Origin of the sequence: Rubrivirga sp., from assembly GCF_049648075.1 — a bacterium.
Lineage (GTDB): Bacteria > Bacteroidota > Rhodothermia > Rhodothermales > Rubricoccaceae > Rubrivirga.
Genome location: NZ_JBARYR010000545.1, coordinates 1 through 1,514, shown reverse-complemented (window position 1 = coordinate 1,514; position 1,514 = coordinate 1). Strand labels below are relative to the sequence as shown.

General features: G+C 69.1%; 1 protein-coding gene. It reads right to left on the bottom strand.

All coding sequences use genetic code 11. The features are described 5' to 3' along the window. Positions 1 to 1,514: hypothetical protein (locus WBA11_RS15250; protein ID WP_424521519.1), on the bottom strand; the 1,514-nt coding region annotated here is incomplete at both ends.

Genomic DNA, 1,514 nt, shown 5'->3' with positions numbered 1-1,514 from the left:
GCGTAGAACCGATCATCGGCCCATAGGTGGAGCCCATGCGCGCGGGCCGTTAAGATGGACTGGAGGGCGGACGCCCATAGGTCCTCGAGTCCAGGATCGGACGCGCCCTCTGTCTCAGTGGGTCGGGCTTCCGTCGGGTCCACCTCCACGAAGTCGCCCGAGGCGGTGGCCTCTCGGAGGACCCTGACCGTGTCCTTCAACCGCTCGTACGCAACGGCTGTGGCTGACCGGGCCTCGGCGTCCGTCGAGATCTGAGTCCACGCCCACGGGCCGATCCGCACGGCGTCCTCGACGACACCGATGAGCCCGGACGCCGTCCAGATCGAGACCGCGAAGCGGTCGAACACGAGGACGTGGGGGAGTTCGGTTAGGGCGGGCGTCGTCTCCCAGTCCGCGAACGCACCGGGGTGGTCTCGGGCGGCTTGAGCGGCAGCGCCCTTCTCGACGAGCCCCTCGGCGTTGAGCGTGGCGAGCAAGGCCGCCGAGGTGACGCGGGCACCGACGTCGACGGCTTCGAGGTCGGTGACGTACCGGCCACCGAGGTGCATGGCGGCACCGACGTCGACGCGCGCCGCCCCGAGTGCGGGGTCATCGGGGGCGGCGGCCTCGACGTCAGCGTTAAAGGAGACGACCGCTCCCGAGTCCCGGAAGCGGTCGACGGCCTGCGTCTCGCCGGGGTCCCCGGCCATAGCAACGTCTTGCCGGAGGCGACCGAGATCGTTCTGGAGTCCATCGAGGGTGCCCCGAGCGGCGTGGACCGGGCTCGCCCCCTTGACGATGGCCGCCGCCGTCTCTGGACCGAGGACGCCGAGCGTTAGGAGCGCTGACAGGTCAGCGTAGACTCCAGCCGGAGTTGGTTGCCGACGCCCAAACATGAACACGGAGGAGGGCCAATCGGTCAGGACCGAGTACCCTCCAGCTTCCCCCCGCTGCGCCGCATCCCCCGTCCACCGACTCCAGAGCTGCCAGGCGTGGCCTGAGGCCCGGAAGGTGTCGGCGTAGGCGAGTCCGTGAGCCGTCGAGATCTGGTCGAGCGCGGTGGACGCCTCTCTCTCCTCTGCCATCCGTTCGACCATTACCTCGGCGAACAGCTTAAAGTCGCCGGTGAACGCCGTGAACCCGTCGCCATCGCGGCCGGACAGTGCGCGTTCGGCATCCTCTCGCGTCTGGATGTCAAGGTGCGTCGCGTCAGCGGTCATCGCCCTGAAATGGACCGCCGCCTCACGGTCCCTCTGGGCCGCGCGGGCGGCCATCCAGACGTGCATGGCGAGCGACTGCGACGGGGCTCGCTCATACGCCTTACTGAGGAGGTCGAAGGCACGGGAGGCCACGTCGGAGTCGCCCGGCGCCTGGTAGAGCAATGCCGTTGCGAGGTTGACCAGGAGGCCGACCGACTCGGTCTCGTCGGTCACTCGGGGGGCGAGGAGTGCGACGGCCTCGTCGGCACGCTCGAGGGATAGAAGAGCGGCCGAAGCGTTGACCGCGATCGAGATGGAGTCCGGGAAGTCTGCGGC